Source organism: Kitasatospora sp. NPDC058478 (assembly GCF_042720345.1).
In the GTDB taxonomy this organism is placed as follows: Bacteria; Actinomycetota; Actinomycetes; order Streptomycetales; family Streptomycetaceae; genus Kitasatospora.
This window is the reverse complement of the sequence record NZ_JBHXML010000043.1, coordinates 23,428-46,554: the sequence shown is the minus strand read 5'-3', so window position 1 is coordinate 46,554 and position 23,127 is coordinate 23,428. Positions and strand designations below refer to the sequence as shown.

At 72.9% G+C, this 23,127-nt stretch carries 23 protein-coding genes and 2 pseudogenes; 10 read left to right on the top strand and 15 right to left on the bottom strand.

The annotated features are described in order from the left end of the window. The first annotated feature begins 3 nt into the window (after positions 1–3). The 6 genes from ACFWPT_RS23825 (at position 4) to ACFWPT_RS23800 (ending at position 6,217) form a co-directional block, all read left to right on the top strand. Positions 4–1,557, top strand: coding sequence for an ABC transporter substrate-binding protein (locus ACFWPT_RS23825; protein WP_380484084.1), 1,554 nt, complete (start codon positions 4–6; stop codon positions 1,555–1,557). Next, on the top strand, positions 1,554–2,522 hold the full coding sequence (locus ACFWPT_RS23820; RefSeq protein WP_380484082.1) for an ABC transporter permease: 969 nt from the start codon (positions 1,554–1,556) through the stop codon (positions 2,520–2,522). The genes ACFWPT_RS23825 and ACFWPT_RS23820 overlap by 4 nt, the downstream gene beginning before the upstream one ends. Continuing rightward, on the top strand, positions 2,509–3,390 hold the full coding sequence (locus tag ACFWPT_RS23815; protein WP_380484080.1) for an ABC transporter permease: 882 nt from the start codon (positions 2,509–2,511) through the stop codon (positions 3,388–3,390). The genes ACFWPT_RS23820 and ACFWPT_RS23815 overlap by 14 nt, the downstream gene beginning before the upstream one ends. After that, the gene (locus tag ACFWPT_RS23810; protein WP_380484078.1) at positions 3,387–4,571 is read left to right on the top strand and encodes an ABC transporter ATP-binding protein; all 1,185 of its coding nucleotides are present in this window, start codon (positions 3,387–3,389) and stop codon (positions 4,569–4,571) included. Before ACFWPT_RS23815 ends, ACFWPT_RS23810 begins: the two co-directional genes overlap by 4 nt. Further along, the gene (locus ACFWPT_RS23805; RefSeq protein WP_380484076.1) at positions 4,568–5,590 is read left to right on the top strand and encodes an ABC transporter ATP-binding protein; all 1,023 of its coding nucleotides are present in this window, start codon (positions 4,568–4,570) and stop codon (positions 5,588–5,590) included. The genes ACFWPT_RS23810 and ACFWPT_RS23805 overlap by 4 nt, the downstream gene beginning before the upstream one ends. Positions 5,591–5,869: 279 nt before the next feature. Next, positions 5,870–6,217, top strand: a complete 348-nt coding sequence (locus ACFWPT_RS23800; protein ID WP_380484074.1) for a hypothetical protein — start codon at positions 5,870–5,872, stop codon at positions 6,215–6,217. A gap of 276 nt (positions 6,218–6,493) precedes the next feature. Here ACFWPT_RS23800 and ACFWPT_RS23795 read toward each other — a convergent pair whose 3' ends face one another. Then, the gene (locus ACFWPT_RS23795) at positions 6,494–6,802 is read right to left on the bottom strand and encodes a hypothetical protein (RefSeq protein WP_380484071.1); all 309 of its coding nucleotides are present in this window, start codon (positions 6,800–6,802) and stop codon (positions 6,494–6,496) included. Positions 6,803–6,895: 93 nt separating this feature from the next. Beyond that, positions 6,896–7,333 (bottom strand): transposase, encoded by a 438-nt coding sequence (locus ACFWPT_RS23790; protein WP_380484127.1) that lies wholly within the window; start codon positions 7,331–7,333, stop codon positions 6,896–6,898. Between ACFWPT_RS23790 and ACFWPT_RS23785 the strand changes: the two are divergent. Further along, a pseudogene (locus tag ACFWPT_RS23785) lies at positions 7,334–8,368 on the top strand (FAD-dependent monooxygenase); the annotation flags it as partial. 451 nt (positions 8,369–8,819) lie between these two features. Here the strand turns inward: ACFWPT_RS23785 and ACFWPT_RS23780 are convergent. The 5 genes and pseudogenes from ACFWPT_RS23780 to ACFWPT_RS23760 all read right to left on the bottom strand — a co-directional run bounded on the left by ACFWPT_RS23780 (position 8,820) and on the right by ACFWPT_RS23760 (position 12,778). After that, positions 8,820–9,524, bottom strand: a complete 705-nt coding sequence (locus ACFWPT_RS23780; RefSeq protein WP_380484069.1) for a hypothetical protein — start codon at positions 9,522–9,524, stop codon at positions 8,820–8,822. Next, entirely contained in the window at positions 9,524–10,144 is a 621-nt protein-coding gene (locus tag ACFWPT_RS23775) for a SigE family RNA polymerase sigma factor (RefSeq protein ID WP_380484067.1), read from the bottom strand. The genes ACFWPT_RS23780 and ACFWPT_RS23775 overlap by 1 nt, the downstream gene beginning before the upstream one ends. A 156-nt stretch (positions 10,145–10,300) precedes the next feature. Next, a pseudogene (locus ACFWPT_RS23770) lies at positions 10,301–10,504 on the bottom strand (LysR family transcriptional regulator); the annotation flags it as partial. A 39-nt stretch (positions 10,505–10,543) separates the two neighbouring features. Continuing rightward, positions 10,544–11,122, bottom strand: coding sequence for a hypothetical protein (locus tag ACFWPT_RS23765; protein ID WP_380484065.1), 579 nt, complete (start codon positions 11,120–11,122; stop codon positions 10,544–10,546). Between the two features lie 420 nt (positions 11,123–11,542). After that, on the bottom strand, positions 11,543–12,778 hold the full coding sequence (locus ACFWPT_RS23760) for a GDSL-type esterase/lipase family protein (RefSeq protein ID WP_380484063.1): 1,236 nt from the start codon (positions 12,776–12,778) through the stop codon (positions 11,543–11,545). A 248-nt stretch (positions 12,779–13,026) separates the two neighbouring features. Here ACFWPT_RS23760 and ACFWPT_RS23755 point away from each other — a divergent pair, with 248 nt between their 5' ends. Beyond that, entirely contained in the window at positions 13,027–13,830 is an 804-nt protein-coding gene (locus tag ACFWPT_RS23755) for a GntR family transcriptional regulator (protein ID WP_380484061.1), read from the top strand. Positions 13,831–14,036: 206 nt separating this feature from the next. Here ACFWPT_RS23755 and ACFWPT_RS23750 read toward each other — a convergent pair whose 3' ends face one another. Next, the gene (locus tag ACFWPT_RS23750; RefSeq protein WP_380484059.1) at positions 14,037–14,912 is read right to left on the bottom strand and encodes an SGNH/GDSL hydrolase family protein; all 876 of its coding nucleotides are present in this window, start codon (positions 14,910–14,912) and stop codon (positions 14,037–14,039) included. A gap of 619 nt (positions 14,913–15,531) precedes the next feature. Then, on the bottom strand, positions 15,532–16,395 hold the full coding sequence (locus ACFWPT_RS23745) for a helix-turn-helix transcriptional regulator (RefSeq protein WP_380484057.1): 864 nt from the start codon (positions 16,393–16,395) through the stop codon (positions 15,532–15,534). Between the two features lie 174 nt (positions 16,396–16,569). On the opposite strand from ACFWPT_RS23745, the gene ACFWPT_RS23740 reads away from it, so the two are divergent. Together ACFWPT_RS23740 and ACFWPT_RS23735 are read left to right on the top strand one after the other, a co-directional pair. Continuing rightward, on the top strand, positions 16,570–17,493 hold the full coding sequence (locus ACFWPT_RS23740; protein ID WP_380484055.1) for an alpha/beta hydrolase: 924 nt from the start codon (positions 16,570–16,572) through the stop codon (positions 17,491–17,493). Between the two features lie 178 nt (positions 17,494–17,671). Next, positions 17,672–18,742: a hypothetical protein gene (locus ACFWPT_RS23735; protein ID WP_380484053.1), complete on the top strand. Its 1,071-nt coding sequence runs from the start codon at positions 17,672–17,674 to the stop codon at positions 18,740–18,742. Between the two features lie 207 nt (positions 18,743–18,949). On the opposite strand, the gene ACFWPT_RS23730 is transcribed toward ACFWPT_RS23735, so the two are convergent. The 6 genes from ACFWPT_RS23730 to ACFWPT_RS23705 form a co-directional block, all read right to left on the bottom strand. After that, the gene (locus ACFWPT_RS23730; RefSeq protein ID WP_380484051.1) at positions 18,950–19,588 is read right to left on the bottom strand and encodes a DNA-3-methyladenine glycosylase I; all 639 of its coding nucleotides are present in this window, start codon (positions 19,586–19,588) and stop codon (positions 18,950–18,952) included. 80 nt (positions 19,589–19,668) lie between these two features. Next, positions 19,669–20,181, bottom strand: coding sequence for a methylated-DNA--[protein]-cysteine S-methyltransferase (locus ACFWPT_RS23725; RefSeq protein WP_380484049.1), 513 nt, complete (start codon positions 20,179–20,181; stop codon positions 19,669–19,671). A gap of 254 nt (positions 20,182–20,435) precedes the next feature. After that, entirely contained in the window at positions 20,436–20,966 is a 531-nt protein-coding gene (locus tag ACFWPT_RS23720; RefSeq protein WP_380484046.1) for a hypothetical protein, read from the bottom strand. A gap of 128 nt (positions 20,967–21,094) precedes the next feature. After that, on the bottom strand, positions 21,095–21,868 hold the full coding sequence (locus tag ACFWPT_RS23715) for a 2OG-Fe(II) oxygenase (protein WP_380484043.1): 774 nt from the start codon (positions 21,866–21,868) through the stop codon (positions 21,095–21,097). Then, the gene (locus ACFWPT_RS23710; RefSeq protein ID WP_380376241.1) at positions 21,865–22,482 is read right to left on the bottom strand and encodes a methylated-DNA--[protein]-cysteine S-methyltransferase; all 618 of its coding nucleotides are present in this window, start codon (positions 22,480–22,482) and stop codon (positions 21,865–21,867) included. The genes ACFWPT_RS23715 and ACFWPT_RS23710 overlap by 4 nt, the downstream gene beginning before the upstream one ends. Next, a complete protein-coding gene (locus ACFWPT_RS23705; RefSeq protein ID WP_380484041.1) occupies positions 22,479–22,970 on the bottom strand; it encodes an RNA polymerase sigma factor in 492 nt (163 codons plus the stop codon). The genes ACFWPT_RS23710 and ACFWPT_RS23705 overlap by 4 nt, the downstream gene beginning before the upstream one ends. Positions 22,971–23,127 lie beyond the last annotated feature (157 nt).

Sequence of the window (23,127 nt, the reverse complement as noted above, 5' to 3'; positions counted from 1 at the left end):
ACCATGAAGCGGCACACCCACCTCCTGGTAGCGGCGGCCTGCACGGCCGCGCTCACCCTCACCGCCTGCTCCGCCTCCGACGACGCGCTCTCCGGCGCCGGCGCCGGGAACACCGGCGCGGCGAACGACGGGCCGGCCGTGGACGGCGGCACGCTCAAGATCGGCCTGGACCGGCCGTTCGCCAAGCTCGACCCGGCCGACGGCACCCTGACCTCGATGCCGATGATGGTCCTCGCCAACGCCCTGTACGACCCGCTGATGGTCAACGGCGACAACGGCGCCGTCCAGCCCTACCTCGCCAAGTCCTTCACCCCCAACGCGGACGCCACGGTCTGGACCCTCGACCTGCACGAGGGCGTGAAGTTCAGCGACGGCAAGCCGCTGGACGCCCAGGCCGTCGCCGACCACGTCACCCGGCTCGCCAAGCCGGAGAGCAAGTGCGCCTGCGCCATCGACGCAGCCACCATCGGCGCCACCACCGTCTCCGGCCCGACCACCCTCACCTTCACCCTCAAGGCGCCCGACGCCGCCTTCCCCAACCTGTTCACCCGCTCCCTCGGCTACGTCTCCGAGGCCCCGGCCGGCGACTCCCCCGCCGTCGGCTCCGGCCCGTACACCGTGGAGAGCGTGCAGCCCGGAGTCTCCGTCACCCTCGCCCGCAACCCCGCGTACTGGGGCGCCAAGGGCCACGCCGACAAGCTCGTCTACCGGGTGCTCACCGACACCGACAGCCGCTACCAGTCGCTGCGCTCCGGCGACACCGACCTGATCTGGACCGAGACGCCCGGCCAGCTCAAGCAGGCCGCCGCCGACGGGCTGCGCAGCGCCACCGGGCCCGGCGGCACCACCACCATCGTCTTCAACACCACGTCGGCGCCCTTCGACGACGTGCGGGTCCGCCGGGCCGTGCAGTACGCGATCGACCGCGAGGCCCTGGAGAAGGTCGTCTCCCTCGACCAGGGCGCCGTCTCGGACGGCCCGATCGGCTCCCGCTCCCCGTACCGCACCGCCCCCGGGTACCCGGCCCACGACGTGGCCAAGGCCCGGGCCCTGCTCGCCGAGTCCGGCCACCCCGACCTCGCCTTCGACTACCTCGTCGACAGCCGCCCCGAGGGCCAGCAGCGCGCCACCGTGCTCCAGCAGATGCTCGGCGAGGCCGGGATCAAGGTGACCATCAAGCCGCTCGACGCCGCGGGCCTGGGCACCGCGATGCTCCAGCGCAAGTTCCAGGTGATCGACTTCCCCACCAGCATGTTCGGCGACACCGACACCGCGCTCACCAGCCTCTACCTGCCCAACTCGCCGTACAACTTCATGAGTTGGTCCGACCCGGAGACCTCGAAGGCGATCGCCGAGGGCCGCTCCTCGACCGACACCGCCCAGCGTGCGGCCGCCTACCAGCAGGCCGCCCGGCGGGTCGTCGGCGAGGTGCCGATGGCCTTCCTCACCGAGAACACCGTCGGCTTCCTCGGCTCCGCCAAGGTCGGCGGACTGCCCGACCTGTCCAAGCGCACCGTCCTCAACGTCTCCCCCGCCCCCCTGTGGGTGAAGCGATGACCCCCCGCACCCGCACCGCGCTGCGCCACGGCGGGCGGCTCGGCCGCGCCGCGGCCGTGCTGCTGCTGGTCACCGTCGCCGCCCTGTACCTGCCCCACCTGATGCCGGGCTCCCCCGCCGTCGCCGCCCTCGGCCCCACCGCCACCCCCGAGCAGATCTCCGCCTACGAGGCCGGGCTCGGCCTGGACCGCAACCTGTTCGCCGCCACCTGGCAGTGGATCGCCGACGCCCTGCACGGCGACCTCGGCCACTCGCTGTCCACCGGAGCCGCCGTCACCACCGAACTCGCCGACCGCATCCCCGTCACCCTCGAACTCTTCCTCGCCGCCCAGCTGGTGGCACTCGCCCTGGCCGTGCCCGTCGCCCTGCTCTCCGCCTGGCGCCCCGGCGGCACCTTCGACCGGATCGCCACCGCCGGCACCTTCGGCTGGCTCGCCGTCCCCGGCTTCGCCCTCGGCCTGCTGCTCATCTGGCTCGCCGCCGTCCAACTGCGCGTCCTGCCCGCCACCGGCTGGACCCCGTTCACCGAGAACCCGGCCGAGAACCTGCGCCACCTGGTGCTGCCCGCCCTCACCCTCGGCCTCACCGAGGCCGCCGTGTTCACCCGCACCCTGCGCGGACAACTGCTCGACACCCTCGACCAGCCGTACATCGCCGCCGCCCGCAGCCGCGGCATGGGCACCACCCGGCTGCTGCTGCGCCGCGCCCTGCGGCCCTCCAGCCTGCCGCTGGTCACCCTGGTCGGCATCGGCATCGGCACCTCGCTGGGCGGCTCGGTGCTGGTCGAGTCGCTGTTCGCGGTGCCCGGCGTCGGCAGCCTGGCCGCCGGGGCCATCTCCGGCCGGGACTTCCCCGTCGTCCAGGCCGTGGTGGTGGTCAGCGCCCTCGGCGTGGTCGCGGCCACCTTCGCGGTCGACCTGCTGTACCGCACGATCGACCCGAGGATCGCCCATGAGCACCGCTGAGACCACCGTCGTGACCGTCGAGACGGTCCCGGCGCGCACCACCCGCCGCCGCCGGCCCCCCGCCGGCGTGCTCGCCGCCGGGGCCTGGCTGGCCGTCGTCGCCCTCGCCGCGCTGCTGCTGCCCCTGCTGCCCGGATTCGACCCGCTGCACGGCGACTTCGCCCACCCCGCCGCCGCCCCCGGCCCCGGCCACTGGCTGGGCACCGACAGCGCCGGACGGGACGTCCTGCAGCGCACCGTCGCCGGCGCCCGCGCCTCCTTCACCGTCGCCGCCCTCACCATCCTGGTCGGCCTGCTCGGCGGCGGAACGCTCGGCCTCGCCGCCGGCTGGTTCCGCGGCCCGCTCGACAAGGCGATCGGCTTCGCGACCGACCTGCTGATGTCCGTGCCCAGCCTGATCCTGGTGATGATCGTGGTCTCGCTGCGCGGCCCCAGCCTCACCGTGATCGGCACGCTGATCGGGCTGTTCACCGTCCCGCACTTCACCCGGGTGGTGCGCGCCGTCGTGCTCTCGCTCAGCGAGCGCGGCTTCGTCCAGGCCGCCCGCATGCTCGGCACCGCCCCGCTGCGCATCCTGCGCCGCGACATCGTCCCGCACGTCGTGCCGGCCGCCCTCACCTTCGCCTTCACCGCCACCACCGTCGCCATCGTCGCCGAGGGCTCGCTCAGCTTCCTCGGCTTCGGACTGCGCCCGCCGGAGCCCTCCTGGGGCGGCATCATCGCCGAGGGGCGCACGGCCCTCGGCAGCGCGCCGTGGATCTCGCTGGCACCCGCGGCCGTGCTCTGCCTGACCGTCCTCGCCCTCAACTACCTCGGGGAGCACCTGCGTTCGGGTGGCCCCGCCGGCCCGAAGGGAGCGCGCGGATGACCTCCGCCCCCGACCTCGACTCCCCTGCCCTCGACTCCCCTGCCCTCCACTCCCCTGCCCTCCACTCCCCTGCCCCCGACGAACCCGACCTCGGCGGACCCGACCTCGGCGTTCCCGTCCTCGACGTCCGCTCGCTCGACACCGTCCTGCACACTCCCGACGGCCGCGCCCTGCACGTCCTGCACGGCGTCAGCCTCACCATCGCGGCCGGCGAGTGCCTCGGCGTGGTCGGCGAGTCCGGCTCCGGCAAGTCCGTGCTCGCCCGCGCCGTCCTCGGCGTCGAGTCCCGCACCACCAGGGCCGTCGCCACCGGCGAGATCCGACTGAACGGCGAGGACCTGCTCGCCGCCTCCCGCACCCGCCGCGCCGAACTGCTCGGCACCGGCATCGCCATGGTCCACCAGGACCCGATGACCTCGCTCAACCCGGTGGTCCGGATCGCCGACCAGGTCACCGAGTCCCTCACCAACCGGCGCCGGCTCTCCCGGCGCGAACGGCTGCGCACCGCCACCGAGTTGCTCGCCGCCGTCGACGTCCCCGACCCCGCCCGGCGGGCCCGCGCCCACCCGCACGAGCTCTCCGGCGGCCTGCGCCAGCGCGTCGGCATCGCCGCCGCCCTGGCCGGCGAACCCGCCCTGCTGCTCGCCGACGAACCCACCACCGCCCTCGACGTCACCGTCCAGCGCACCGTCCTCGACCTGCTCGACCAGCACCGGCGCAGCCGCGGCCTCGCCACCCTGCTGATCACCCACGACATCGGCCTGCTGTACGGGCGGGCCCGCCGGATCGCCGTCATGTACGGCGGCCGGATCGTGGAGACCGGCCCCACCGAGGCCGTCACCCGCCACCCCCGGCACCCCTACACCGCGGCCCTGCTGCGCTCCGTACCGCGGGTCACCGGCCCGCTGCGCCGCACCCTGCCCGCGATCCCCGGCTCGCCGCCCGACCTCACCCGGCCCACCCCCGGCTGCCCCTTCGCCCCGCGCTGCGAACTGGCGACGGACCTCTGCACCACGACCGCGCCCCCCACCCACACCGCGGCGGACGGCCACACCGCCACCTGCCACTTCCCGCTCACCGCGCCGTCTGACGCGCCGTCGTCCTCGCATTCGTCCTCCCCTTCGCCCTCGCCCGATTCCTCGCCCGATTCCTCGCCCGACGAACTGGAGCCCGCGGCGTGACCACCGCCCCCGACGCCGCTGCCCCCGCAGCCGTCGCTCCCGACGCCGCCGCTCCCGGAACGGCCGTCCTGGAGGCCACCGGCCTCAGCGTCGTCCACCGCACCCGCTCCGGCCCGCTGCACGCCGTCAGCGGCGTCGACCTGGCCCTCCACCCCCGCCGCACCCTCGCCCTGGTCGGCGAGTCCGGCTCCGGCAAGAGCAGCATCGCCAAGGCCCTGCTGCGGCTGCCCCCGCCCACCACCGGCACCGTCACCCTCGACGGCACCGACCTCGCCACCCTCTCCCCGCGCGCCCTGCGGGCCGTCCGGCCCCGCTTCCAGATGGTGTTCCAGGACCCGCTCTCCTCCCTCAACCCGCACCGCCGGGTCCGCGACCTGGTCGCCGAACCCCTCGACGCCCATCCCGACCCGGCCCGCGACCGCGAGCAGGTCGTCACCGAGCAGCTGTCGGCCGTCGGCCTGCCGCCCGCCCTGTTCGGCGACCGCCGCCCCCACCAGCTCTCCGGCGGGCAGGCCCAACGCGTCGCCATCGCCCGGGCCCTGGCCGCCGGACCGCGCGTCCTGATCGCCGACGAGGCGGTCTCCGCCCTCGACGTCTCGGCCCAGGCCACCGTGCTCAACCTGCTGCGCGGGCTCACCGAGGGACGCGGACTGGCCGGCCTCTTCATCTCCCACGACCTCGGCGTGGTCCGCGCGGTGAGCGACGAGGTGGCCGTGCTCCAACTCGGCCGCATCTGCGAACGCGGCCCCACCGAAGCCGTCCTCGCCGCCCCGGCCCACCCCTACACCGCCGCCCTGCTCGCCGCCGTCCCCGAACCCGGCCGCCCGCTGCGCGACACCGGCCTCCTCCCCACCGACCCGCCCTCCCCCCTCGCCCCGCCCAGCGGCTGCCGCTTCCGCACCCGCTGCCCGCTGGCCGACACCCGCTGCGCCACCGAGGAGCCGCAGCTGCGGGAGGTGGCACCAGGCCGCGCGGTGGCCTGCCACCGACCGCTGATCGACGCCGCCACAGCGTCCTGACCAGCCGGACGCACCACGGGCCCCCGGGCCGGGAGCCCCACTCCCGCCCCGGGGGCCCCTTCCGTTCCGTTCCGTTCCGGCCGCGGACGGGCCTGCGTCCAGGGCGCGCCGTCGGCGGAAGCGACGGACGACGCCCCTGCCGGGCTGTCACCTGGCAGGGACAAGGCCTTCGCGCCCCGTTCGCACCCCTTCACGCCGGTGACGATTCGCGTACGCAGCCTTACCGTTGGCTGCGATCACGGGCCGCACCCGGCGACCCGGTGTACCGGAGGTCCCATCATGCGACGCCTCGTCACGACGATCGGTACCCTCATCGCCGCGGGGACGCTGGCCGTGGCCGTCCCCACGTCCGCCCAGGCCGCCACGGGCACCCTGACGTTCTACAACGTGATCTTCCCCGACGGGTCGGGCAGCGGCCCGGGCGTGCCGTACGTCGACCCGGCCCCGGGCTGCTACGACGTGCCGAGGGAGGCGCACGGGCCCCTGTCAGGCGTGAACAACGCGACGGACAGCACGGTCCGCTTCTACTGGGGCGAGGACTGCACCGGCGGATCGCTGTTCAGCGTGTCGGCCGGCCGTTCGGTCAGGTTCAACTCGCACCCGCGCTCCTTCAGGGTCGAGAGCTGACCCTGAACCCGAACGCACCCACACCGGCCCCCCACGACCGAAGCGCGGGCAACTCGGACACAGAAACGGCCAGTTGGACAGCGACAACGTCGCTGTCCACACCGCCCGATCTGCGGCGGCAAGAGCAAGCCGACCGAGCCGGCCGGCCCGGCTGGAGCCTCACCATGTAGTTGTCGGGCGTCTCGTCGTAGCACGTGGCCAGGCTCCGCCACGCTCGGATCCCGTGGGAGACCGGTTTCCCGCCCGCGCTGCCGCGCCTCTTTCGGTACGTCCCGGTCAGACAGCGGAGAGGTGCAGCTTGAACGGCGAACCGTTGGAGCTGGGCGTCCAGCCGTTCGACCGCCCGGCCCGAATACCTGCGGCGACTTCGCGCGGCAGGACGACCTCAGCCGGCAGCATGTTCGGTTCGAGCACGGCCGGCCGACCGGTCTCCACGACGAGCGTCGTTCCGGGACAGGCCGCGTCCTCCACCATGTAACCCAAGGTGACGCCGTCGTAGTCGCAGCACGGTTTCCTGCTCACTCGCCAGCGGTACTCGACGCCGTCGACGACAATGCGGCGGGACCCTTTCTTCGCCAGTGCCACTCTTTGCCCTTCGGCCTTCGACTGCTCGTATATGTGTATCGCCAGTCTCCCTGTACGGCACACGCGTGTCACCGGGTTCGGCGCCAGAGCTGATCACGCAAGGCCGAGGAGCGCGAGGGGGCGGCGTGCGTCGCGCGCGTTGCGGCGGAGGCCGGCCGCAATGTTCCTGACGCCGCTCAGCCGTAGGAATCCAACAGCGAGATTGCGCCAGGTCGCCATGGCGCGGGGGGCGTTCCCGGTCCGCAGTTGGGAGGCGCCCTCGGCGAAGGTCGTGTCGCGGACGTGGTGCAGGGCCTCGATCTTCCAGTGGTTCCGGATCAGTTGCGCGAGCTGGGCGGGAGTGGCCTGTTCGGCGGTCAGGCTGGTGACCGCGTAGATGGTCGCGATGGTGGTCTTGCCGGTCTTGCGGTCGGTGCGGCGGCGCTTGACCTGGACCGCCTGGCAGGCGCCGGGGAAAAGCAGGTTGTTGACAGTGGCTACCTTGATCCGGCGGATCTCGGAGCGGCCATGTCCCGTTCCCCGGGTACGCACACCGACGGCGGTGCGCCGATCCGAACCGGCTGGCTGGTCGGGTGCGACGGCGGCCGCAGCACGGTGCGCCGGCTCGCCGGGTTCGACTTCCCCGGCACGGCCCCGGAGATCACCGGCCACCAGGCGATAGTGGAGATGACCGGCTCCGAGGCCCTGGGCGCCGGCTGGAACCGGACCCCGGTCGGGACGTACGTGCACGGGCCGGTGCCGGGCCGGATCCTCACCGTGGAGTTCGACGGTCCGCCCGCAGACCGCCAGTCGCCGGTCACCGCCGAGGAGTTGCAGGCCAGCCTGCGCAACGTCAGCGGCGTGGACGTGACGATCACCAAGGTGCACAGCGCGACCCGCTTCACGGACAACGCCCGCCAGGCGAGCACCTACCGCGCGGGCCGGGTGCTGCTGGCCGGCGACGCGGCGCACGTGCACTCCCCGTTCGGCGGCCAGGGGCTCAACCTCGGCATCGGCGACGCGATCAACCTCGGCTGGAAGCTCGCCGCCACCGTGCAGGGCTGGGCGCCGGAGGGCCTGCTGGACAGCTACACCGCCGAGCGGCACCCGATCGGCACCTGGGTCCTGGACTGGACGAGGGCTCAGGTCGCACTGATGAGGCCCGAGCCGGGCAGCGGAGCGCTGCGCAACGTCGTCGCCCAGCTGGCCGACACCGCGGCCGGGACCACCTACTTCGTCAAGCAACTCTCCGGCGTGTGGCAGCGCTACGACCTGCCCGGCGAGCACCCGCTGGTGGGCCGCAGCGCGCCGGACCTCGTACTCGCCGACGGCAGCAAACTGGCCGACCACCTGCACGACGGCCGCGCGCTGCTGCTGGACCTCACCGACGACCCCGAGCTGCGCGCCCGCGCCGACGGCCACCGCGACCGGCTGCGGATCGTGACTTCCCACTGCCCCGAACAGCCCACGCTGGCCGCCCTGCTGGTCCGCCCGGACGGCTTCGTCGCCTGGGCGGGCGGCAGCGGTGAAGCCCCGGACGGGCTCGGCGAGGCGCTCGGCAGGTGGCTCGGCGCAACTCAGGGCTGAGCTCAAGGCTGAGCTCAGGGCTGGCACAGGGCCGGCGCAGGACGGCGGCTGCCAGGGCGAGCGCCAGGTCCTTGCAGGGTGTCGATCGCCCGGTCGAGTTCGGCGGCCTGCTGCTGGCAGCTGCCGCCGGTGACGCAGTCCTGGAAGGAGTCGATCCGCAGGTAGCCGATCCCGCCCGGCAGCGCGCCGACTCCCAGTCGGCCGTTGCCGGAGCCGAGTTGGAGTGTCGGTGCCGGGGAGGGAGCCCGGACCGGTGGGAGGGGCCGAGCAGACGCCTCCCACCGACGCGGATCCCCGGCAACCAGGCGCCGTGACGGCACCGTCCTCGCCCGGCGCGTCCGACCCGTCGGGCCTCAACCCGAACGTCCGGGCGCACTGCGGGTGGGAGAGCAGCCACTTGGCGGCTTCGCCGACCGGCCGGGCACCGCCGGGATCGCGGCGGCGGTCTGATTCAGGAGGTCAGCGTCTTGCTCGCCAGCACCTTCCCCTGAGCGTCGTACGCGGCGAGCTTGACGCCTTCGAACGGGTATGCCGTCGAACCGTTGGGGGTCTTGCGGCCGGGCGGCCCCCAGACATAGCCGGTGGCGTAGCCCGGGTTGCCGGGAAGTGAGGCAACGGTGGCCCAGGACACCTGGCCGTCTATCTCGATGGTCATCCGGGCCACCCGCCCGGGCCCGTGGTAGATGAGGTTGTACAGACCCTCCTGGTACTGCGGGGGGTTCCCGTAGTACTGCATGACGATCTCGGTCGCTCCGCCCGCCCAGGAGTGCCCGCCGCACCCCGGACCGCTGCGGTAGGCGGGGGCGTCGTGGATGCAGATCTCCTGGTCGTTCAGTTGCATCCACCAGTCCTGGCGGCCCAACGACAGTTGCTGGCCGGGCTCCACCACCACGGCCTCGGGAGCCGGCCCCTCCGGTACGGCCAGGGCCTGCGAGGCCGGCCCGACGGTCTGGACCGCGCGCTGCGCGGACAGTACCGCGCCCGTGCCGGCCACCACCGCGAGCGCGGCCACCACAGCCGACGCGCCCATCGCCACCCGGCGCCCCCGCTGCTGCCTGCGTACCTGGACCTGCACGGGTCCGGCAGACCAGTCCCCCACCTCGACCCGGGCCGCTTCATCTCGCAGAGCGCCGCGCATCATGTTCTCGGTGTCCATCACCTGTTGTCTCCGTTCGTGCCGTCGGTCGTCGAACCGGTGTCCGCCGCGTACGGGGCCAACGCCGGGTGTCCGCGCAGTTTCGCCAGGCCTCGGCTGGCCTGGCTCTTGACATTGCCCAGCGAGCAGCCGAGCGCTTCGGCGACCTGGTACTCGCTCATGTCCTCCCAGTAGCGCAGGACGACCACGGCCCGCTGGCGCTGTGGCAGTTCCGCCAGCGCCTGGAGCAGCACCGAGCGTTCCTCGACGTCGCGGTGGCCACCGCCCGCGGTGTGCGCCCGATCGGGCAGGACGGGCATGAGCAGTTGCCTGACCCGGCGCCGCCGGTGACGGCTCAGGTTGTTGTTCACCAGGGCCCGGCGGATATAGGCGTCCGGCTCCTCCAGACGGCTGATCCGGGACCAGTTCCTGAAGACCTTCGCGAAAGTCGCCTGTACCACGTCCTCGGCCTCGTGGTAGTCGCCGGTGAGCAGGTAGGCGGTGCGCACCAACTGCCGCCAGCGCGCAGCGGCGAACCCCTCGAAGTCAAGCTCCCGCAGGCCGGGGCCGCCCGCGGAAGCCGGTGCCGTGACGGACGGGGGCGGGTCCTCCACTGGGATGTGCAATACGCTCACGGTCATCCGATTCCTCTTCGCGTCCGCGCGACGACCCAACCGGGCCATCGCTCTGCCCTACTCACCGCCGCACCACCGAGAAGGTTGCACACGGGCGCCGACAACTGGTGCACGGCGAGTCGGTAGTCTCGGCGCCGGGTCCGGGGGGCCCGGCGGCACGTATCAGGCGGTCGAGGTGATGGCTCGGGTGATGGCTCGGGTGACGGCCGTGATCGGCGGGGTCGGGCGGCCGGGGAGTCGCGCCACGAGGACCCGGCGGAGCTCGGGAGGTGCGCCTTCGACGTGCAGCAGGCTCACCCCGGGCGGCAGCACCGGGGAGAGCCGGGAGGGCACCGTTGTCACCCCGAAGCCGCCGGCGACCAGTTGGAACGCCCGTCGGGGAGCCGGGCCGACGCGTTCAGGCGGCTACTGGGCCAGCACCACGGTGAAGACGAAGAGGACGACGGCGAGGACGATGGTGCACAGCACCGCGGCCCTCACGGGCGTCAGCCGGTCCCGGAACCGCTTCTGCGGCAGGACGCGCTGGCTCGGACTGGTGTTGTGCTTCCACCAGTCGACGACCCGCCGGAAGTCGGTGTCGAAGTCCTCCGACGGGTGGAGGTCGCTGGCCATCACGGTGGACATCCAGTGGCGCCGGCCGTCGGTGGTGTGGATCCGGGCCACACGTGTGGGCGCGCCGCGGCCTTGGATCTCCGACACGTCGATCCAGGAGATCTGCTGCCAGGAGTAGGTGCGGCCACGGCCGAACCCCCAGCAGATGGTGACTCCGTCGGTGCCGACCCTGCTCCAGTACCGCATGGAGAGGAGGCGGCTCGCGGCGGCCAGCGCCACGGTCCCGCCGACGAGTAGGACCATGGGGCCGAGGCCGAGGTGGAACTTCAGGTGGCCGGCGACGAGTTCGATCGTGACGACGATGAGTACCGGCCCGAGATCGGACCAGTCTGGGCGGAATCTGTCTTTCCCCCGGAAGATCAGTTCATTCACACTACGCACACTACGCCGCCCTCGACCCGGCCTCGCAGGGGGATGGGTAGAGGGCCGCGAGGCTCCCGTCAGGGCAGGTCGAATACCGACAAGTCGGCTGGTACCGCACCTGGTTGTGCCGGCTCGTACTGAACCTCGCGCTGAACGAGGACGCTGCCCGGCTTCCCGGCTTCTCCGAGAATCCGCCCCAGGCCCGGTCAGCCGGCACCGGCGCATCGCCCTGATCCGCAAGGTCGTGATCAGCGACGAGCTCCCGCCCATGGAGGGGGTCGCCACCGCACTGATCCTGCTCTGTGCCCAGCCCATCCGGCGGCTGGTCCGGCTCACCCATCCGCGAGGTCCAGCACGAAGCCGATCAGGTCGCGCTCCGGCTCGGCGATCCACCCACCCCAGTCCCCGAGCCCTTCACCGGCATACTCCTCATCTACATCCACACCGCGCGGCCGAACCGGCCGAACAGCACCGCTCCGGCCAATGGCTGAAGGGGCCCGGGGTGGTGAAGGTGAGGGTGGCGAAGCGTTGGGCCATGTGCTGGTGGGTGGCGGCGTCCGGGTGGAGTTGGTCGGGCAGCGGGAGGGCGGCGGCGTCGGCCGGTCCGTAGAGGTCGCGGCCGTCGAGGTAGTGGAGGTTCGGATCGTCGGCGGCCCGCTGTTCGACGATGCGGGCCAGCTCGTCCCGGATGACGCCCAGCGTCAGCTTTCCGCTCGCGCGCTCCGCGGGGTCGCCCGTTGCCCGGAAGCGGAGTTGTCCGGTGCTGAGAGCGGTGAGGTCGATCGTGCTGGGGCCGGGTGTGTCCTCGACCATGGGGCACAGGATGGGCGAGACGACGAGCAGGGGCGTTCGGGGGTGGCCGTCGCGGATGGTGTCGAGGAAGCCGTGGACGGCGGGGGTGAAAGCGCGCAGGCGCATCAGGTCGTGGTTGACCACGTTGATGCCGATCTTGACGCTGATCAGGTCGGCGGGGGTGTCCCGCATGGTGCGCGCGGTGAAGGGGTCGAGCAGGGCGCTGCCGCCCAGGCCCAGGTTGATCAGTTCCACGTCGCCGAGGGCGGCGGCCAGGGCGGGCCAGGTGCTGGTGGGGCTGGCGGCGTCGGAGCCGTGGCTGATGGAACTTCCGTGGTGCAGCCACACCTTGCGGCCTCGGTCCGGCACGGGCTCGATGGGGGCGTCGGTCCGCAGTGCGACGAGTTCGGTGGTCTCGTTGTACGGCAGCCAGATCTCGACCTCCTTGGCCCGGTCGGGCAGGTCGCTGAAGCGGAGGGTGCCGGCGGTGCCCGGGCGGCGCTCGGCGGTCCTGGTGGTGATGTCGATGGTCAGCGTGTCGCCGCCGGTCACGACGGCCTGACCGGCCAGACGGCCGTCGACGAGCAGGTCGTAGACGCCGTCCGGGCGCGCCGGGGCACCCACGTAGGCGGTCTTGGTGGGCAGGGTGTCCAGTTCGACGGCGGTGGCCCGGGTGCGGAAGGCCAGCCGTACACCGGAGGGCTGGGACTCTGCCCTGGCCAGCTGCGGGTCGGCGCACTGGGCGCGGGCCCAGGCGGGCAGTCGGTGCGGCAGCAGGCCGCGCTCGGTCTGCTCCAGGTCGAGGGCTCCGCGCAGGAGGTTCGCGGTGATGGGTGTGGTGATCCAGGCGTGCGGATCGTGCTGGTGGTGCATGGTGTCGGCCTGCCCGTCGGGGTTGTCGTGGTGTTGCGATTCATTCGATGGGGGTGCCGGGGGGCGGGGCCCTTCACCAGGCGGCTGTGCAGGGCGCGCTGGGGCTCCGGCCAGGCATCTAGATGTCTAGCCGTCCAGATGCCGCAGATGCTATCCCTCGCCGAGCCGCACCCGGTTGAACACCAGGAGAACTTCACGGATGCGAACCCGGACTGGACCCAGGGCGCCGGATCCGTAGGATTCGCCACGTGCCGACACCACGAAACAACGGTCCGTTGTACCTCCAGTTCGCCCACGCCATCCAGGAGCGCATCGACACCGGCGAGTACCCCCCGGGCTCCCGACTGCCGAGCGAGCCGGAGCTGTGCGGGCAATTCGGCGCCAACCGATTGACCGTCCGCCAGGCGATCGCCGAGCTCGACCGTGCGGGCGCGATCGAGATCCGGCGGGGGGTCGGCACCTTCGTGCGCCGGCCGGTCGTGCGGGCCACGATCGATGTCGACCCGAACAGCGCCCGCCTCGATGTCGGCAGCCAGAGCGTGCCCGTGCCCGTGCGCGGCCTGAAGGGCACCGAGGAACGGGCCGTGGAGGTGTCGGTCGGCTCGGACACGGCGCCCGACCGGCAGGCGGCCGAGCACCTGCGGCTGCCCACGAGCGCGCTGACCCGCATCGACACCGTGATCGTGATCTCCGCCCAGCCCTGGGCCGTGAACAGCTACTGGGTGGCCACGCACCTGCTGCCCACGGGCTTCGCGGAGTCGACGGAGTCGCGGAACACCACGGTGGCGGTGGCCGAGGCGATCGGTATCGAACTTGAATACGACTGGCGCTCGTTCAGCGCGATCGCCGCCGACATCGCCGACGCGCAGCGACTCGACGTCGCGGCCGGCAGTCCGCTGCTCCTGCGCGAGGGGGTCAGCTGCGCACCGGACGGACGGCCGATCCTCTACGTACGCCGGCGGATCTACGGCGAGAACGCCAGCTTCGTGATGCGCTACCGCGAGTGGCGCCAGGCGGACCAGGACTCGGGCGGCGCGGATACCAGCGGCTGAGGCGCACCTCGTTGCGCGGGGACTCTCACCTCCCTCCCGCCACCTCCCTCCCGTCGCAAGTGATCCGGGCCGCATTTGAGGCTGCGACCAGGTGTGACCAGGTGTGACCGGAACAACCGGGACGTCGGGGGCGAGGGCCCGGTGGCCCGGCAGCCTCGGTGAGGCCGCCGGGCCATCGACCCGCTGCGGTCTGCGGCCTCGGACCCTCAGCTGACTCCGGCGGCCCGCAGCGCGGCTTCGACGGCCGCAGCGACGTGTTGCTGACCGACCGCGTTCGGGTGGAACGGCGCGTAGGCGCCGGCGGGGACGAGCGGCTCGATCCAGCGGGTGGACGCGCTCTGGCAGGCGTCGTGCCCGACGCTCGGGGTGTAGGTGTCGACGTAGGTGGCGTCGTTGCTCTGGGCGGCGTGCCGCAGCATGGAGTTGAGGGCCAGTTCGATGCCGTCGAGGTAGGCGGTGTCCTTGGTGGTGAGGGTCAGTTGCGGCCGGCAGTTGCCGCTCTGCGGCAGGATGTCCGGGTAGCCGACGACGAAGACCTTGGCCTGCGGCGAGAGTCGGTGGATCTGCTGGAGGGCCCCGGCGATGTTCGCCTCGTCCGAGGCGATGGCGTCGGCGAAGGTCGATTTGTAGAAGTCCGCGCACGGCGATCCGATGTCGAACACGCTGAGCGCGTCGATGACCTCGCAGCCGCGGACGGCGGTGCTGAAGGTGTTGTTGTCGTTGCCTCCTATGCCCAGGGTGACCACCGATGTGGACGGGGCCAACGCGTCGAACTGCGGCGGTGAGTCCGGCGACTGGGCAAGCGTCATGTCTCGGACCTGCGCGCCGGAGCAGCTGACGTCGGCGAGTTGCAGCCCGAGGTTCCGGGCCACGACGTGGGGGTAGTTGTCGCTGCCCTGGCGGCAGGCGGACGGTGTGCCGGGGGCGAGGGTGGTCAGTGTTCCGACGGCGGTGTAGGAGTCGCCCAGGGCGACATAGGCGCCCTGGATCGGGGACGCCTGGGCCGGGTTGGCCAGGGCCAGCGCGGTGGTGAGGGCGAGGCAGGCCGCGGCTGCGACGCCGGCGGTCTTCGTGGGGGTCATCGGGGGTCCCTTCCCGTTCTCGTGACTACTGGTCAGAAGGTGTGCGGGTGCCCATGGTTCGAGTGGGCTTACTTCACCAGGAAGCCGCGCAGGTCCCACCGAGGCCCCGGCAGGACATCTACACATCTAGATGTCGCAGATGCTATCCCTCACCGAGTACCGCCATGTTGAACAGCAGGAGAACTTCACGGAGTTGCTCTCCGACTCCGCGATCAGGGCGCTCGCTGCCGCGAGAAGGCCCACAGCGACTGCCGCGACGGGGAGCGGGGCGGGGTGGGCCGGGAGGGCGGCATGCGTCCCGTGCGCGACAAGCGCCCGCGGGTGCCCATGAGACTGGACGAATGTCTATGAACGAAACGAAAACTGACGAACCGCCATGAACGCTCGGCCTGCTCTGGCGGGTGGTGGAATTTCGACCTCTTCCCGGGGAGGCGGTTTCGCGGACGACGACCGTCCGAGGTCCTCCCGCCAACCGATCACGTCGACTCCGTCCGGCAAGTGTGTTTCGCCGTAGCCGATGGCCAGAGAGGCAGGCAACCCGAGGGCCTCAACGCGGCCCGGCAGTGCCGCATTGGCCGCCAGTGCGGCCAGGTACGGAAGCAGACTCCGCACACGAGCGTCATCCGCGCGGAGCAGGTGCCCACTGGAGGAGGAATCGCAGTCCCTCGTGGGCCGGGGAGCCGGGAGGGGCGGTGTAGGCGATGAGTTGCTGGTCGGGCCGGGTGTCGACGGTGAACTGCTGGACGTCGAGGGTCAGGGGGCCGGCCAGCGGGTGGGCGTAGGTCTTGGTGAGCTGCCGGGGGCCGCGCACCCGGTGGTCGGCCCACCAGGCCCGGAAGTTCGCGTCGCAGGCTGTCAACTCGCCGATCAGCGAAGTGAGTTCACGGTCCTCCGGGCGGCGGCCGGCTTCCATGCGCAGCGTGGCGACGCAGTCGCGCGCGGCGCGGGGCCAGTCCGCGTACAGCGCGCGGTAGGCGTCGTCGAGGAAGGTGAGGCGGATCAGGTTGCGCTCCCCGGGGGCGAGTGCGCCGAAGTCGGTGAGCAGGGCAGTGGCCGCGTGGTTCCAGGCCAGGACGTCCAGGCGCCGGTTGAGGACCATGGCGGGGACGTCGTGCATGGTCGCCAGGAGCTGCCGCAGTTGCGGGTCCACGGGCGGGCGGCCGGACGGTGGGACGGCGGGTGCCGGGGCCGCGTCGGCCAACGCGAAGAGGTAGGCGCGTTCGTCCGGCGCCAGGCGCAGCGCGTCGGCGAGCGCGTCGAGGACCGACCAGGAGACGCGCCGGGTGCGTCCCTGCTCCAGGCGGACGACGTAGTCGACGCTCACGTGGGCGAGCTGCGCCAGTTCCTCGCGGCGCAGGCCCGGCACCCGGCGCAGCCGTCCGTCGTCGGGGAAGCCGGCCCCGTGGGGGTCGAGGGCGGCGCGGCGGGCGCGCAGGAAGTCCCCCAGCTCGTTGTCGCGGGAGGGCTGGTCGCGGACGGTCATGGTTCCAGTGTCCGGCACGGGAGCGGCCTCGTGCCTGGTACCGGCGTGCATAGGCAGCGTCCTCCCTGGCACCCCCGCACACCCCGGCGCCACGGTGGAGGAGCGGCCACCGAAGAGGGCCCCGGAGTCGGCCCCGCGCCGACCCGCCCGTCGCACGACGACCGGAGCAGCACCGTGATCACCGATGTGACCTTCCCCAGCGCCGGCCTGGACCTCGCCGGCCACCTGTACACCCCCGACGACGGCAGCACCGGCAGCCCCCGCCCGGCGATCGTCGTCGGCCACCCCGGCGGCGGGGTGAAGGAGCAGGCCGCCGGCCTGTACGCCCGGCGCCTGGCCGAGCGCGGCTTCGTCACCCTCGCCTTCGATGCCGCCTTCCAGGGCGCGAGCGAGGGCGAGCCGCGCGGCCTGGAGGACCCGGCGCACCGGATCGAGGACCTCAAGGCCGCCGCCTCCTTCCTCACCACCCGCGCCGAGGCCGACCCGGGCCGGATCGGGGCGCTGGGCATCTGCGCCTCCGGCGGCTACGCCCTGGCCGCCGCCTCGACCGACCAGCGGATCAGGGCCGTCGCCACCGTCAGCGCCACCGACATGGCCCGTCAGTTCCGCGACGGCGCCGACGGCACCCAGGATCCGGCCGTCTTCCGGGCCATGCTCGAAGCCGCTGCGGCAGCCCGCACCGCCGAGGCCCGGGGCGGGGGCGTCCGGACCTTCCCGATCTTCCCCGCGACCGAGGAGGAGGCCCACCGCGGCGGCCCGCACGTCCACGACGGCTGGGAGTACTACTGCACGCCCCGCGCCGAACATCCCCGGGCGGCCAAGGCCCTGACCTGGTCAAGCATCGACCGCATCGCGGCCTTCGACACCTTCGCCGCCCTGCCCCTGCTCGCCCCGCGCCCGCTGCTCATGGTCGTCGGCCGCGAGGCGGTGACCGCCTGGATGTGCGTGCGGGCCTTCCAGCGCTCGACCGGACCGAAGGAACTGCACTGGATCGACGGCGCGTCGCACGTCGACCTCTACGACAAGGACGAGTTCGTCACCCCCGCCGTCGCGAGGCTGGCCGGCTTCTTCGGCACCCACCTCGTTGCGGCCGCGTAGCCGCGCCCCGGGCAGCCGGCCGGTCTTCGCGTGCACCGGCGGGCAAGCCCCCGCTGACGGCACCGTCACCGGCTCCCACCGGCGCCAATGTCCGGGCTCCGGGCGGAAGTTCCGCCTCGGATTGCGGCGCGCCCCGGCGTGCACCACGTCGAGGCGCCCGGAGGAGGGAGATGGTCCGATGGGATCGGAACGCATGCGCGGCCGCCGTGCCGTTGTCGCCCGCGCACCGCACGTGGCAGTGGCGGTGCTGGCCGGGCTCGGCCTGACGGTGGGGCTCACGGCCTCGCCCGCCGCGGCGGCGACGACCGAGGGCAACTGGATCAACGAGGGCGGCCCCGCACGCTCCCCGTCGGCCATGACCGCCCTGTGGCACGACGGCGGGACGTACGAGGCCGCCCGCGGCGAGGACGACCGGATCTGGTGGCGGCACGGGAACGGCGCCTGGCAGCTGATGCCGGGCAACGCCCGCACCCACCTCCCGCCCACGCTGGCGGTCGGCGACGTGGACGCCCGCACCCAGCGCCTGGTCATGTTCCGCGTCGGCGACGACGGCGCCGCCTACTACAGCTTCCTCCAGGACCGGAACACCAACCGGTGGACCGGCTGGAGCAGGGTCCCCGGCTCCCTGTACCTCACCGGCGAGGTCTCGGCGACGTACTCCACCAACGGCATCCAGCTGGCGACCGCGGCCGGCAACAGGCCCTACACCCAGCAGATGTACCTCCGGCCCGGCCGCCCCCTCTTCCGGCCCGACTGGGCGGTCCAGGACATCGACACCCGGGAGCTGCGCCTCAGCGACAGCTTCACCTTCACCGCCGGAGAACAGGAATTCTACGCCTCGCGGGGCCTGACCAACACGGTCAGCATCGCCCGCACCCGCCCGGGCGACGGCAGGAACGCCCGGTACACCGAACTGCCCGGCGGCGGCCGGTGCGAGTCGCTCGCGATCGGCCGCGGCGGCGATCCCGGGCACCTCGCCACCAGTCCCTTCGACCCGGGCTACGCCGCCCAGCAGAACATGGCCATCGGCTGCATCAGCCCCAACGACCACCAGCTCTACCTCAACCGCTCCACCGACGGCGGCAACACCTGGTCCGGCTGGGCCCACAGCACCGGCGGTCCCTCCCCCTCCGACGCCGCACCCGAGATCCACGGCTTCCCCGGCGGCGAGGTCTTCGCCGTCCTCTCCTGGGGCAACGACACCGCCCCCTTCAAACGCCACATGATCGTCATGAAGCGCGTCATGTGACACCCACTCGGGACCAGGATCACCGCACCGGCCCTCCCGGGTGCGGTGGATCGGGAACACGAGCAGCGCGATGATGATGGCGAACGTCCCGTCACTCGTCGCCTCCAGACGGCGGCTCGACGGACACGGCCCGCCACACGGGGGACGTGGCGGGCCGTGTGGTGGCCGAACGGCCCCAGCGAGCAGGGGTGCTGGGTGGTGAGGCGGTCATTCCGGCCGGATTCCGGAGGAACCGCGGCGGTGGGAGTCCAGCAGGTGGGTGTCGATGATGCCGATGGCTTCCATCAGGGCGTGCATGGTGATCGGGCCGACGAACGCGAACCCCTGCGCGCGCAGGGCCTTGGACAGGGCCTGCGATTCGGGGGAGGTGGTCGGGATCTCGGCGAACGTGCGCAGCCTGGGGGTGTCGAGTGGCTTGAACCCCCACACGAAGTCGGTCAGGCCGCCGTGTTCGCGCAGCCGGACGGTCGCCCGGGCGTTGGCCACGGCCGCGAGGATCTTCGCGCGGTTGCGGACGATCCCGGCGTCGGCCATGAGGCGTTCGACGTCGGTGTCGCCGTAGCCGGCGACCCGGTCGGGGTCGAAGTCGTCGAACGCGGCGCGGAACGCCGGGCGCTTGCGCAGGATCGTCGCCCACGACAGCCCGGCCTGGAAGGCTTCCAGGCTGATGCGTTCGTACAGGCCGCGCTCGTCGCGCACGGGCATGCCCCACTCGGTGTCGTAGTACTCGCGGAGCAGCGGATCGGTGCCGGCCCACGCGGGGCGGGCGAGCCCGTCCTCGCCGATCACCACCCCGGGGTCGACGGGGTGTTCGGGGGCGAGGGCGGGGACAGTGTCGCTGGCCATCGGGGAAGGGTTCCTCGCTGTTCTTCAAAGGGGCAGGGGGTGCCGGGCGTTCGCGGTCGGGCCGCCCGGCCGGGGCGCGGCTAGAACAGTCGTCCGGCCCGGGTCTCGACCGGCTCCTCCAGGTCCAGCAGGAGCTGCTTGCGCTCCAGTCCGCCGCCGAATCCGGTGAGTTTGCCGCCCGCGCCCACCACCCGGTGGCAGGGGATGACGATGCTCACCGGGTTGCGCCCCACGGCTTGGCCCACGGACTGCGCGAACCCCTTGCTGCCCAGCTCGACCGCGATGTCGCCGTAGGTGATCCGCGCGCCGTACGGGATCTGGCGCAGCTGCGCCCAGACCTGTTCCTGGAACTCGTCGCCGTTCGTCGCCGCCGCGACGTCGAACACCTGCCGCTTTCCGGCGAAGTACTCGTCGAGTTCGCTGCGGGCCTGGGCGAGCACCGGGTCGGCCGAGGTGTCGGCTCGCCGGCCCCACGCCGAGGGCCGGGGCGTGTACCGGTAGCCCGGGAAGTAGAGCCCGATCAAGGCGTTGTCGCCGGCGACGACCAGGAGCCGTCCCACCGAGCTGTCCAGGTAGGCGTGTCGGACGTCCATGTCGATCTCCTCTCTGCGCCTGCTGTCTGTCTGTGGTGAAGACGTGCGGGCGCACCGAAACGTGAGACACGTTCCGGCAGCAGTCGGCCGGGCAGAACGGCGGGGCGGCCGAAGGCTGTGGCCGGGCAGGATTCCCGAAAGGCGCGTGGATACGCGGGATCACGAGGAGTGCGGGGGTCCTGGGGCAACAGGAGCGCCCCAGGGGGCGGGGCTGACCGCATCGCGCGGCACCTCCGGCAGGTCGGACAGCGCCGTCACCGTGATACGCCGGGGCCAGGGCCGGTGACCGTGAGGCCGCCGTCGTCGGTGACGATCCAGGTGGCGCCGTTCGCGTCGGCTCCAGTCAGGCCGCGCAGCTGCCGGGCGCCGACCAGGGCCAGCGTGGCGGGGCGGCCGATGGCGGCGGTGGCCAGGGTGCGGTCGGGCCGCCAGGACGTGGACCACAGCAGCCGCCGGGCCACCTGGGCCCAGCCGACCTCCGGGCCGGTCATCACCCACACGTCGGCCGGCGCGTCGGCGAAGTGGCGGGCCTGGCACAGCCAGGAGGCTGCGGTCTCCGGCCAGGTGGTCGTGGTGGCCACGACGCCGCCGGCGGCCTGCCAGGCCCGGGTGATCGCGTCGGCGCCTGCCAGCGCGGCCGGGGTCCGGCCGGAGCCGACGGCGATGCTCCGGGCGCCGCGCGCCTGGGCCAGCGCGACCAGCACGGTGACTTCGGTGGCGGTGACTGCCAGGTCGGGGCCCGGCGGTGGGGGGTCGGTCAGCAGGGGGCTGGTCAGGGGATTCATGGGGTGCCTTCTTCGTCAGCGCTCTTCGATGACCGGCAGAGGTCCAGGTGGCGCACCGCGACCGGCCGGCAGGAGCGGGCGGGCGGGCGCGGTGGATGCGGACAGACCGACGGCGGCCGCCGGGGACGCTAGGCGGCGTCGTGGAAGACCAGGGCCAGGGTGTGCCGGTGTCCGGAGCGGAGCGCCGAGACGCCGTGCCGGACGGGGGCGGCGGACCAGCCGCGCGCGGAGCGCACGGGCCGGTCGCGGGTGGTGAACACGTAGCCGTGGCCCTGCGGGAGCAGGGTGGCGGTGCCGCGGGACTGGGCGCGGGGGCGCTGCTCGACCAGCAGGAACTCCCCACCGGTGTGGTCGATGCCGGGCCGGTCCAGGTTGATCACGACCTGCAACGGGAACACCAGGTCGCCGTACAGGTCACGGTGCAGCGCGTTCCAGTCCCCGGCGCCGTAGCGCAGCAGGATCGCGGTGGACTTGGACTGCCCGGCCGCGTGGCACATCTGCAGCCACTCGTCCAGGGTGTCCGGCCACGGCGCGGTGCGGCCGAGCCGTTCCCACCAGGTGCGGGCGATGGGCAGCAGCCGCGGGTACAGGGCCTGCTTGAGCTGCTCGACCGGCTCGGGGTAGGGAGCGTGGAAGTACTTGTACTCGCCGGACCCGAACCGGTGGCGGGCCATGTCGACGGTGGAGCGGAACAGCTCGGGCCGCCCGTACAGGTCCCGGAGCCAGCCGGCCTCGTCCGGGGTGAGCAGCTGCGGCAGCAGCGCGCCTCCGAACGCGTCGAGTTCGGCGGCCACCGCGTCCCAGTCGGCGTTCTCGGCCCGGCCGGCCCACGGCCCGACAGCGGCGTGAGCACCGGGAGCCGTCGTCCCCGTCCTCGCGGTGGTGACGGTGGTGGCGGTCATGCCGCGGCCTCCAGTTCCAGTAGTGCGGTCTTGGCCTCCAGGCCGCCGATGTAGCCGCCGAGGGTGCCGTCCGAGCGCAGCACCCGGTGGCAGGGGACGACCACCGGCAGCGGGTTGGTCGCGCAGGCCGTGCCGACCGCCCGCACCGCCTTGGGGCTGCCGACCAGTTCGGCGACCTGGCGGTAGCTGCGGGTCTGGCCGTAGCCGATCTCCGGCAGGTGCTGCTGGACGAGCTGCCGGAAGCCCTTGGACAGGGACAGGTCCAGCGGCAGGTCGAAGGCGCGACGGCGGTGGTCGAAGTACTCGTCGATCTCCCGGGCAGCGGTGTCCAGCCGGCCGGGGGCGCGCAGGACGCGCGGGCTGACCTTGTCGGCCAGGGCCTGAAGGACCTGGTCGTGGCCTTCGACCGCGAAGGCGACACGGACCAGGCCCCGGTCGGTGGCGGCCAGCAGCAGGGGGCCGACCGGGGAGTCGACGACGGTGTAGGCGATGTCGACCAGGGCGGCGGCCTGGGCCTCGGCCTCCAGTCGGCGGTGCAGCCGGGCCAGGGTCCCGGCGTCGACGGGAGCCGACAGCATGCTCAGGACGTCATCGTGGGATCGGGTGCCGCTCATGTAGATGCTCCTCTCGAGGTCGCGCCCGGATAGTGTTTTCGTAGGTTCTTCAGACCGTCCGCCGCCGCCCGGCGCGCCGCCGCGGTGTTCCCGCCCACCACCGCCGCGATCTCGTCGTACGACATCCCGGCCAGATAGCGGAACGTGACCGCCTGCCGCTGCTTGCCGGGAAGACGCCCCACCATCTCCCACAGCTCCCCGTCGTCAGCGCCCGGAACGCCCAACGAGCTGGGCGCCTCCGGCAACTCCTCGGCCGGCAGCGGCCGGCGTCCGGCGGCGCGCAGCGCGTCGATCGCCTTGCGCCGGGCGATCGTCACCAGCCACGCCTCCACGTTCGCCGTCTCCGGCAGCCCCGGCCAGGCCCGCATCGCCGCCAGGAACGTCTCCGACCAGGCGTCGTCTGCGTCGTGTGTCCCCAGCAGCGCCCGGCACACCCGCAGCACGGTCGCGCCGTGCTGCTCGACCGCCTTCTCGAACGGTTCCCTCATCCTCGCCCTGCCGTAGACCTTGAATCCGAACCGATGTGTTCGAGCTCCCGAAACAGCCGGCCGGTCGCGGCCGGCACTGCCCTCCTCCGAGTCCGGCGGCCTCCGCTCGGTTTCTTCGGGTCGTCGCCGTGCCCGGCCGCCTTCTGCACCTGCTGTC

Bases quoted from the DNA above. Each gene is read 5' to 3' on its own strand.
- ACFWPT_RS23825 (WP_380484084.1), top strand. From the start codon at position 4: ATGAAGCGGCACACCCACCTCCTGGTAGCGGCGGCCTGCACGGCCGCG.
- ACFWPT_RS23820 (WP_380484082.1), top strand. From the start codon at position 1,554: ATGACCCCCCGCACCCGCACCGCGCTGCGCCACGGCGGGCGGCTCGGC.
- ACFWPT_RS23815 (WP_380484080.1), top strand. From the start codon at position 2,509: ATGAGCACCGCTGAGACCACCGTCGTGACCGTCGAGACGGTCCCGGCG.
- ACFWPT_RS23810 (WP_380484078.1), top strand. From the start codon at position 3,387: ATGACCTCCGCCCCCGACCTCGACTCCCCTGCCCTCGACTCCCCTGCC.
- ACFWPT_RS23800 (WP_380484074.1), top strand. From the start codon at position 5,870: ATGCGACGCCTCGTCACGACGATCGGTACCCTCATCGCCGCGGGGACG.
- ACFWPT_RS23780 (WP_380484069.1), bottom strand. From the start codon at position 9,524: ATGGACACCGAGAACATGATGCGCGGCGCTCTGCGAGATGAAGCGGCC.
- ACFWPT_RS23775 (WP_380484067.1), bottom strand. From the start codon at position 10,144: ATGACCGTGAGCGTATTGCACATCCCAGTGGAGGACCCGCCCCCGTCC.
- ACFWPT_RS23760 (WP_380484063.1), bottom strand. From the start codon at position 12,778: ATGCACCACCAGCACGATCCGCACGCCTGGATCACCACACCCATCACC.
- ACFWPT_RS23750 (WP_380484059.1), bottom strand. From the start codon at position 14,912: ATGACCCCCACGAAGACCGCCGGCGTCGCAGCCGCGGCCTGCCTCGCC.
- ACFWPT_RS23745 (WP_380484057.1), bottom strand. From the start codon at position 16,395: ATGACCGTCCGCGACCAGCCCTCCCGCGACAACGAGCTGGGGGACTTC.
- ACFWPT_RS23735 (WP_380484053.1), top strand. From the start codon at position 17,672: ATGGGATCGGAACGCATGCGCGGCCGCCGTGCCGTTGTCGCCCGCGCA.
- ACFWPT_RS23730 (WP_380484051.1), bottom strand. From the start codon at position 19,588: ATGGCCAGCGACACTGTCCCCGCCCTCGCCCCCGAACACCCCGTCGAC.
- ACFWPT_RS23725 (WP_380484049.1), bottom strand. From the start codon at position 20,181: ATGGACGTCCGACACGCCTACCTGGACAGCTCGGTGGGACGGCTCCTG.
- ACFWPT_RS23720 (WP_380484046.1), bottom strand. From the start codon at position 20,966: ATGAATCCCCTGACCAGCCCCCTGCTGACCGACCCCCCACCGCCGGGC.
- ACFWPT_RS23715 (WP_380484043.1), bottom strand. From the start codon at position 21,868: ATGACCGCCACCACCGTCACCACCGCGAGGACGGGGACGACGGCTCCC.
- ACFWPT_RS23710 (WP_380376241.1), bottom strand. From the start codon at position 22,482: ATGAGCGGCACCCGATCCCACGATGACGTCCTGAGCATGCTGTCGGCT.
- ACFWPT_RS23705 (WP_380484041.1), bottom strand. From the start codon at position 22,970: ATGAGGGAACCGTTCGAGAAGGCGGTCGAGCAGCACGGCGCGACCGTG.